The sequence below is a fragment of the Streptomyces sp. NPDC005899 genome, from assembly GCF_040629645.1.
Lineage (GTDB): Bacteria > Actinomycetota > Actinomycetes > Streptomycetales > Streptomycetaceae > Streptomyces.
Map to the genome: position 1 here is coordinate 1 of NZ_JBEXWB010000248.1, position 9,554 is coordinate 9,554.

Below are 9,554 nucleotides of genomic sequence, written 5' to 3' on the forward strand. Positions count from 1 at the left end.
CCCCAGCGCCGCGGCGGGCAGCACGGCCACCGCGGCCTCGGCGAGGAGCCGCGAGCCGATGCCGCGCAGCGAGCCGCCCCGGGCGCGCAGCAGCGCGAGCTCGCCGTGACGGCGGGCGCCGATCAGCCCGCCGGTCATCAGCAGGACGACGAGGGCGACCGTGCCGATCCCGACCGCGGCGACCGTCACCACGGGGGCGACGGCGGCGCGTGAGGCCGCGTAGGCGTCGAGGATCGAGTCCAGGTGGGTGGTGAGGGTGGCGTTCGGTCCGGCGATGTCCCGCAGCGTCAGCAGTTCGGGGCCGCTCTCCGTGGCGGCCACGGCGGTTCCCAGCCCGGGCGCGTCCACCGAGGTGAGCCCGGCGGCGTCCGGCGCGAGACGCCAGTACAGCTCCGGCTCGCCCGTCGTGGCGAGCAGGGCCGGTGCCGCGTCGGGGGGCAGCAGCAGCGCGGCCGACCAGTAGAGGACGGGGGCCGGCGAGCCGGGGTCCTGGATCAGGGAGGGGGCGCGGAAGAGGGGCTGGATCGCCCAGTAGCCTCTCCCGGGCCGCAGGGGGGTGACGACGCCCGTGATCCGGACGCTCAGGGTCCCGCCGCTCTGCGTGGGCACCGCGATCGTCGAACCCGGCTTCATGTCCAGCTCCGCCGCGGTCTCCTCCGTGACCGCCGCCTCCACCTCCCGCGTCGCGCGGGTCACCTCGCCGTGCACGGCCGGCCAGCGCCCCTCCCGCAGCCGGCTGTGCTCGGGAAGGGCCGACGGGGTGGCGTACGTCAGCCGGGGCGGCATGGCGTCGGGCCGTGGCAGCCACGGTTCAGTCGCGGTGATCGGCTTCGTGGTCTGCACGCCGTACGAGGAGCGCGACGCGTCGGCCCGCAACGGATCGGCGAGGCTGCCGATCAGCGCCCGGTGGGTCCGCGAGAGAGCCTCGTCGCGCATGACCTCCTCGCGGGCCGCGGACGGCTGCCCGAGGGACGGCGGCGGTGACGTCACCTCCAGGACGCTCTGCCCCGGTGCCGCACCCGCCACCTCCTGGCGCAGCGCCTTCGTCCCGTACGCGTCGACGGCGCGCGGGAACGCGGCGGCGAGGAACGCGGTGACGCACACGAGGACCGCGAGCGCGGCGAAGACGCCGGGCGCCGTACGCAGGCGGGTCCGCACCCAGGGAGCGCAGGCGGCGGTGACCTTGTCGGAGTGCATGTCAGTTGTCCCCCTGGTGGCGCAGCGACACCGCCGGATCGGCCCGGCGCAGTGTGGTCGCGGCGACGATGAGCAACGGCAGCGCGGCCACCGAGGCGAGCAGCACGGCGACGTGCCCGGCCGGCAGCAGCACCAGGACGTCCGGCACCGGCCTGGCCGCTTGCCCCGTCAGTACGACCAGCGGCACGACAGCCCTGGTCAGTACGGCTCCGAGGGCGGACCCGATGAGCAGGCCGAGGGCGATCAGCACCCCGTGCTCGGCGGCCAGCATCCGGGCCAGCCGGCGGCGGGAGGCGCCCAGCGCCCGCAGGACGGCGAACTCGGCGGCCCGTTCGCGCCGCGAGCCGACGAGTCCGACGGCGAATCCCACCGCGGACAGCGCCACCGCGGCCACGGCGACCGCCGGCAGCGCGGACCGCGGCCCGGCCCCCAGCGGATCGTCCGTCAGCTCCCGCACCGCCTCGTCGCGCACCCGCACCTGGGCGGGGTCCGTGCCGGGCAGCGCCCGCAGTCCGGCCGCCACCTCCGGCCCGTCCCCGGGCGCGGTGCTCAGCCACCACTCGGTGGGCGCGAGTGTCGCCCCGGGCCGGTGGGAGAGCACCTCGGAGACCGCCCTCAGGTCCAGCAGCAGGCTGCCGCCCGGCAGGGTCCCGGACTCCCGTGTGCTCCCGCTCCCGGCGCCGGTGGTGGGCAGTTCGCGCACCGACCTCACCAGGGTCACGCGGACCGTGTGCCCGGCCAGGGTGACGTCGACCTTCTGACCGGGCCTCGCCCCCGCGTACCTCAGGAACGCGTCGGTCACCACCGCCTTCGGCTCGGGGGCCGCCGGCCGGGCCGCGGTGACCCGCAGGGCGCCCACCGGACCGCCGCCGAAGGACGGCTGCTCGGTCGGGACCGCCCCCGTGCCGTAACGGAAGGCCGGTGCGGAACCCGAACCGCTCACCGCCCGCGGTGTCTCGCCCGGCCGTACGTCACCGCCGTCCGTCACGGTCGTCGTGGCCCGCCACGTCACCCCGCCCGCCGCGGGCACCGGACGGTCACCGCCGCCGGCGGCGCGTGTCCTGATCCCCGTCACCGCGAACAGCCGCTCCTCGGAGCGGCCCACGGGCACGTCACCGTCCACCTCGAAGCCGGTCACGGCCAGTCCACCCGACGGGGACACGGGGAAGGAGACGGTGTGCTCCCGGCCGTCGACGGGGACGGTCCCGGCGCCGACCCGGTAGCCCAGGCCGTACCGGTCCTCCAGCAGGACGCTGACCAGGGGGGCGGAACCGGCGGGAGCCTCGCCGCCGGGCGCCGAGGTGTCACTGATCCGCAGGCCGGCCAGCACCCGCGTGGCGCCCTTCGGCAGGACGATCCCGGCGCGCCCGGCCGTGGCCGGGGCGATCGCGTCGAACAGCGTCCTCGGCGGTGAGCCGGCGAGGTCCTCGCGCATCAGCATCCGCTCCCCGGCGTGCTCGGTGGCCAGGGCGAGCACCTCGGCCGTCCGGCCGCCGGACAGCTCCGTCGACGAGCGGAAGGCCGGTGCGGCGTCCCGGACCCCCGGCAGGTCCGCGTAGGCGGCGGCCGTCGCCGGGTCACCGGCCGGTCCGCCCACCACGCGCACCGAGGCGCCCGACGCGAAGTCCGCCCGGTCGCGTTGCGAGCGGTCCCAGGACGCGCTCTGCCCGATCGCCAGCATGCCCGTCGCCACGGCCAGGACGAGCAGCAGCACCGGTCCCGCGCCGCGCAGCGGGCGCCGGCTGAACTGCCAGCCCGCGAGCGCGGTGGACAGGCCACGCCCGCCGGCCGCACGGCGTTCCGCGAGCCGCGCGGCCGGCGGCAGGAGCCGCAGTGTCAGCACCGTGCCCGCCAGCAGGGCGAGCGCGGGGGCGGCTACCAGCAGCGGGTCGATACCGAGCCGGCCCTCCCGGTCGCCGCTGAGCGCGCCGCCGCCCGGGGCTCCGGTCTGCCGGTCCAGCTGCCAGTACGCCACCCCGGCGACGAGGAGCAGCCCGATGTCCGCGCCGGCGCGCACGGAGGCGGGCAGCGCGGTGGCCCGCCCCCCGCGCCGCCCTCCGGCGCCACCCGTCAGCGCGGGCGCCACCACGGCGAGCGCGCAGGCCAGCGCGACGGCTCCGGCCACCAGCCACACCGTGCCGCCCGCACCCGTTTCGAGCCGCAGCCCGATGCGGGTGAGCCCGCTGCGCTCGGCGAGCAGCCGGGTCGTCGGGCCGGCCAGCAGCGGCGCGACGAGGGCGGCGGGCGCCGCGAGCACCAGTGCCTCGATCGCGGCCAGCGAGATGACGCGGCCCCGGGAGCCGCCCCGTGCCCGGAGCAGTTCGGTCTCGCCACCGCGCTCGCTGCTCAGGAGCCGGGCCACCAGCAGCAGCGTGTATCCGGCGAGCAGGACGAGCTGTACGGCGACGATCATGATCGTCGACCGGGAGACCAGCAGAGCCCGGTCGATCTGGCCGAGGACCGTGGGCAACGAGGTCCGTACGGTGGCCTGGTCACCGAGGACGCCGGAGGCCCGCAGGGCCTTCGGCCCGTCCGTGGACGCCCGGCCCAGATCCCGCGTCCGGCCGGTCGTCAGGGTGCGGAAGTCGGCGGAGGCAAGCCAGGACAGCCGGTCGGACGTGACCCGGCCCGAGCCGAGCACCGCCGGGTCGGTCAGCAGGGGGCCGTAGGTGGTGAAGACGACCTCGCGGACCCCGCGCCCGGCCAGCGGATCCAGCTGCCAGTAGGGGTCGGACAGGTCGGCCGGTTCGTACAGGCCGGTGATCCGCACGCGGAGCGCCGCATCGCCCAGCCGGTCGGTGAGTGTCAGTTGCGCACCGGGCTTCAGCCGCAGGGCGGCCGCAGCCGTGCGGGGCAGCGCCACCTCCACGGGGCCGGACGCCGTCCCCGGGCCCTCGGCGGGCAGCCGGCCGGCGGTGAGCCGGACACGGCTGGGGTCCAGGGAGGCGAAGTGCGTGAGGTCCGGTTCGCCGCGCCGCTCGGAAGGCGCCCGCAGGGTCCGCGGCAGCGCGTAGGGGCCTGAGCTCTCCAGCTTCCGTACGGTGACCGGCAGGCCGTCGAACGTCTCGTCGGCGGCCCGGCGCACGGCGCCGTCGGCCTCCGCGCGCTCGTCGCGGTCCACCTCGGCGGAGACGAGGAGCGAGGCCGGCCGCGCGGACCGGTGGGTGAGCGCGTGCCGCAGGGCGGCGTCGCCTACGGAACCGGAGAAGGCGGTGAGGGCGGCCAGTACGCAGGTGGTGAGCAGCACGGCCAGGAGGGCGGCGGCGAGAAGGAGCCGATGCGCCCGCACCCGCAGAAGGACGAACACCGTCACCTGATCCCCCGAAGCCTCAACCGTCGCACGCCCCCCGACGCTCCGGGGATGCTTTCAGAGGGCACGGGTCCCTGGAAACCTGCGGGGGTCACAGGTGATGCGATCGTGACCGTTATGCGAAGGCGGATCACCGCGTTCCGGGTGGGGCGCGGGCGCACGAGGGGCCGCTCCGCCCCGCCCGACGGTCAGCCGGCGGTGTTGACCATCGAGGCGGCCGCGTAGGTGAGGTAGTCCCACAGCTGCCGCTCGTGCGCCGGGGACAGCCCGAGCTCGTCGAGCGCGACGCGCATGTGGGCGAGCCAGGCGTCGTGGGCGGCCCGGTTCACCTGGAAGGGGGCGTGCCGCATCCGCAGGCGGGGGTGACCCCGCTGGTCGCTGTAGGTGCGGGGCCCGCCCCAGTACTGGATGAGGAAGAGGGCGAACCGCTCCTCGGCCGCCGCCAGGTCCTCCTCCGGGTACATCGGCCGCAGCAGCGGGTCCTCCGCGACACCCTGGTAGAAGCGGTGGACCAGGCGCCGGAAGGTGTCCTCGCCGCCGACCTGCTCGTAGAAGGTCTGCTCCTGAAGCGTGTCGCGCGGAATGTCTGTCACCCGTCCATCGTCGCAGACGCCCCGGCCGAGTACCCGGGTCCTAGGACCCCGGTACCCGGCCGGTGGGCGAGCGGTTCAGTCGCGGCGGACCGTGATCGTCGTCCAGGCTCCGACGTGCACCTGGTCCCCGTCCTGGAGGGGCACCGGCACGTACGGCTGGATCGGGTCCTCGGCGCCGTTGAGGGTGGTGCCGTTCGTCGAGTTCTGGTCGACGACGGCCCAGGTCCCGTCCGGCTGGCGCACCAGCACGGCGTGCTGGTGCGAGACGCCCGGGTCCTCCGGCGGAACGGCCAGATCGATGTCGGGGGACTCGCCGGTGCTGTGCCGGCGGCGGCCGACGGTGATCTGGCTGCCGGTGAGCGCGACGCGCTGCTCCGGGGAGTACGCGGGCAGGTTCAGCCCGGTGGCCTCGGGGCCGCTGCGCTGCATCATCGCCAGGAAGTAGTCGCGGTCCGGTGCGACGACCGCCGTCCAGGTGCCCGGCCCCCGGTCACGGCCCTCGTCCGGCCCCCGGCCCTGGTCCGGGCCGGGGCCCTGCGCGGGACCCTGCCCGGGGAACTGCTGCTGGGCGTGCGGCGCCTGGGGTGCCTGCGGCCCCTGCTGGAAGGCGGCGGGCTGCTGCTGCGAGGGCGGCGGCAGCATCCAGTCGTCCTCCCCTCCCGGCTGCGGAGCGCGCGGCTGCGGCGGGGCGGGCGGTGCGGACTGCTGCTGGAACGAAGGCGGGGGCGGGCCCTGCCGCTGAGGTTCGAACGGCGCCGGCGGAGCCTGCTGCCCCGGCGGGCGCTGCGGATCGAAGGGCGAGGGTGGGCCGCTCTGCTGTCCGGGGTGCCCCGGCTGCCCCTGCTGCTGCCCGGGCCGGCTCTGGGGATCGAACGGCGAGGGCGGTCCGGTCTGCTCCTGCCGCTCGAACGGCGGGTCGAAGGGCGGAGCCTGTCCGGGCTGCCCCTGCCGCTCGAAGGGCGAGGGGGACTGCTGCTGGAAGGAGGGTGGCGGCGGCGGCCCCTGCCGGAAGGCCGACGGCGGGCCGGGACGGCTGCCCTCCTCCGGCGAGAGGGGCTCCGCCGGCCGGTTCATCTGCGAGGGCCGGGAGCCCTGGTACTCGAAGGGGTCACGCTGCTGCTGAGGCGGTGGGCCCTGCTGCGCCTGGAAACCGGGCGGCAGGTTGAGGCCGGGCACCGGGCCGCCCACGCCGCCCTGCGGCGCCAGCGGGGTGTACGAGGTCGCCGTGTTGGTGAGGAAGTTCCACCGGCACTCCTCACAGAACGGCGCCATGGGCTCGCGGGGCGTGCGGCACTGCGGGCAGAGCTCCGCCTGGGCCGTCGGCTCCCCCGGGCCGGAGCCCTGCGGGTAGCCGTAGCCGGGTGCGGGCGGTGGGGGAGGCGGCGGCGGAACAGCGCCCGCGGGGGCGCCCGCCCCGGCCATGCGATGGCCGCAGACCTCGCACCAGTCCTCGGAACCCGACTGGTGTCCGTTCGGGCAGGTCGGCATGTCGGCGCTTCCCCCTCTCCTCGTCCGGCCCGGAGGCCGTCATGCTCGTAGGTGTGCCGTCCGGTGAGCCGGCCGGCCCTCCGTACGGCTGTGTCGTTGTCGTGAGTACCGCTATTTCTTGACGCGAACGGTCTTGGTCGAGCGCGTTTCGAGTGTCATCTCGTCCGCTTCCGCCACCCTCGCCTTCAGTCGCACAGTACCGGTCGCCGCGTCGACGACGTCGACCACCTTCGAAAGGAGTTTCGCGGTGTCCGCGTTCCCGGAGGCCGAAGCGAGCTGCACCGCACGGCCCAGTTTCGCGGTCGCACCGTCGAAGTCGCCGGATTTGCGCGCTTCCAGCCCCTGCTGGATGACCTGCGCCAGTTCGGCCTGTCCCGTGTAGTGGGCGACCTGCGGGTTGATCGAGGTGGACGCCACCATGTCGTCCGTCCACACCGCGCGCACCAAGCCCTGGGAGAGGGTCTGCGGGGCTCCTCCCGAGCTGCCGGGCAGGATCAGGGAGACGCGGGCCGCCAGCATCTCCTGGCCGATCCCGGCCTCCGGAACCCGTACGCACACGTGGTAGTCCCGGGACTCGTCCCCCCAGGAGCCGGTCGGGTAGTCCCCGGTGCGGGGGCCCGCCTCGGTGCGGCGGCCGGTGAGCTCGGCGACGGCGGGTGCCACCTGCTTGACGAAGACGATCTCGACGCCGACGGGCGTCCAGAGCCGCAGCGCCACGTCCGCGACCTCCTTGCCCATGGCGTTCTCCATCATCCGCGTGAAGTCCGCGGCCAGGCCCGCCGGGTCGGCGACGATGTCGGCCGTGCCCAGCAGCGCCGAGGCGACGGCTGTGACCTCTTTCACCTCCCAGTCGGTGCCGACACCCCGGGCGTCACAGGTGAATCGGCCCGCACAGGCGTCCAGCGCGGCCCGCAGGTCCTCGGGGGACTCGTGCTCGTTGCGCCCGTCGGTGAGGAGGATGCCGTGCCGGATGTCCACGTCGGCCGCCCCGAGCAGCCGGTCGGCGAGCCGCAGCCAGGTGCCGATCGCCGTGCCGCCGCCCGCGCCGAGACGGCGCAGGGCCTCCTTCGCCTGTGCCCTCGTCCGCGCGTCCGCGGTCGCCAGCCGGCCGTTGCCCGGGTACACGTCCTTGGCGACGTGGGTCCCCGCGACCACGGCGAACCGCGTGCCGTCGCGCAGGGTGTCGAGGGCGGCCGCCGTCGCGTCGCGCGCGTTGCGCATCTTCGTCGGCGGGTAGTCCATCGAGCCGGAGCAGTCGACCATGAGGACGACGGCGGCGGCCGGGCCCCCGCCCGGCCGGGGCGCGTCCGCCGGGACCGCGCCGGCCGGCGGCACGCGGCCGGTCGTCCCCCCGCCCGTCGAGGTCACGGTGACGATCGCGTTGACCTCGCGTCCGCCCTCGGGCAGGTAGGCGTTCTGGTAGACCTCGACGGAGAACTGCGGCACGTGGGACTTGGAGAAGTTGGCCATCTGATCGGCTCCTCGAGGCTCCGCGCGCGTCGGGTGACGACAGCGGTGCGGACAGAGTTGTCGGCTGTAGGGGGCGGGTCGTCACTCGTACGATCCGGCGGTCGGTCGTTCGGCCTGGGCGGTCGGTCGTGCGGCGGGGCGGCAGGTCGGTCGTACGGGTCCGTGGGCGGAGGGCGGGCCGGGCGGGGCCCTGCGCGGGGCGCGGTTCAGGCGGTGCCGCAGGCCGATCCTGCCCCTTGCGGCGGCACGGCGAACGGCAGGAGGGCCACTGTTACGTTGTCGTGGCCCCCGCCGTCGAGCGCGTGTCCGAGCAGCGCCCGGGCGGCCCGCAACGGCTGTTCGAAGGCGTCGGCCGGCACGGCCGCCGCCATGTCCGCCGCGGCCTCCGCGTAGTTCCACAGGCCGTCGGTGCAGACCACCACGAGACCCGGCCTGTCCGGCTTGAACGAAGCGGTGTGCGGCTCCAGTTCGTAGGCGTCGGCGCCGAGCCAGCCCGTGATGGCGTGGGCACGCTCGTCGGCGTAGGCCTCCGCCTCGTTCATCAGGCCCGTCGCCACCATTTGCGCGGCCCAGGAGTCGTCCTCCGTGAGGCGGGCGGGCGGCTGGGCGCGGTCCTCGGGAACCCAGTAGACACGGCTGTCGCCGACCCAGCCGACGATCAGCAGACCGCCCGCCGAGACGGCACCGACCAGCGTGCAGGCCGGGGCGTTCTGATGGTGGTGCGGATCGCGCTCCGCCGCCCCACCGGGTTCCCGGGCCAGGGCGTTGACCGCCTCGGACGCGGCCAGGATCGCGTCGTGCATCGCCTGCTGCGGATGTGTGCCGCGCGGCAGCGACTCCATCAGCGCGGCGTTGGCGGCGCTCGCCGCGGCTGCCGACGCCTCGTCGGGGCGTGTCGCCGAGGAGACGCCGTCGCACACGATGGCGACGACCGCCGGTGACCCGTCGGGCAGGGCGGCGGCGGACACCGCGAAGGCGTCCTCGTTGCGGTGGTGGCGCAGGCCCCGGTCGCTGACCGCCGCCACCGAGCCGAGCTCCTCCTCCATGTGGTCGCGTTCACGGGGCTGGGCGTGACCGCAGTTCTCGCAGTAGCCGTCGGGATCCACCTGGCCGGAGCGGCAGGCCACGCAGACCTTGCCGCGGACGGCGGCGCCGGGCACCACGGCGGCGGGCCCGGCGGTCCGGGGGTCCGGGGCGGCCGGCCCGAAGTCGCCCGAGGCGCCGTCCGGGCCACCGGGCACGTCGAGACGGACCGCGGCAGGAGCGGTGGTGGGCAGTGGCCGGCCCCCCGAGTCCGTGCCGGGGAGGTCGGCCGGCCGGTGTGTGGGGGCCGGCCGGTCGGAGCTGTCGACCTCGGGGGCGGCCGGCCACTCCACCGGCCCCGCGCCCCCCCCCCCCCCCCCCGGCCCCGCCCCCCCCCCCCCCGCCCCCCCCCCCCGTCCGGGGCGCCGGACGGCGCGCCGCCGCCCGGCGGCCCGGGGCGCGGGGGCGGCCCC

The 9,554-nt window shown here is 76.1% G+C and carries 5 protein-coding genes and 1 pseudogene; all 6 read right to left on the reverse strand.

Annotated elements, in window-relative coordinates:
- Positions 1–1,197: pseudogene (locus ABZ371_RS23510) on the reverse strand (ABC transporter permease); the annotation flags it as partial.
- Between the two features lies 1 nt (position 1,198).
- Positions 1,199–4,510: an ABC transporter permease gene (locus tag ABZ371_RS23515; RefSeq protein ID WP_358682934.1), complete on the reverse strand. Its 3,312-nt coding sequence runs from the start codon at positions 4,508–4,510 to the stop codon at positions 1,199–1,201.
- A gap of 185 nt (positions 4,511–4,695) precedes the next feature.
- Positions 4,696–5,100, reverse strand: a complete 405-nt coding sequence (locus ABZ371_RS23520; protein ID WP_358682936.1) for a globin — start codon at positions 5,098–5,100, stop codon at positions 4,696–4,698.
- Between the two features lie 75 nt (positions 5,101–5,175).
- A complete protein-coding gene (locus ABZ371_RS23525; protein ID WP_358682938.1) occupies positions 5,176–6,588 on the reverse strand; it encodes an FHA domain-containing protein in 1,413 nt (470 codons plus the stop codon).
- A 111-nt stretch (positions 6,589–6,699) separates the two neighbouring features.
- Complete coding sequence (locus ABZ371_RS23530; protein ID WP_358682940.1) at positions 6,700–8,058, reverse strand: VWA domain-containing protein; 1,359 nt, start codon at positions 8,056–8,058, stop codon at positions 6,700–6,702.
- Positions 8,059–8,264: 206 nt separating this feature from the next.
- On the reverse strand, positions 8,265–9,554 hold a 1,290-nt coding region (locus ABZ371_RS23535; RefSeq protein ID WP_358682942.1), incomplete at its 5' end, for a PP2C family serine/threonine-protein phosphatase.

What these genes read in the sequence shown, in the direction of transcription:
- ABZ371_RS23525 (WP_358682938.1), bottom strand. Translation starts at nt 6,588, where the DNA reads ATGCCGACCTGCCCGAACGGACACCAGTCGGGTTCCGAGGACTGGTGC.
- ABZ371_RS23530 (WP_358682940.1), bottom strand. Translation starts at nt 8,058, where the DNA reads ATGGCCAACTTCTCCAAGTCCCACGTGCCGCAGTTCTCCGTCGAGGTC.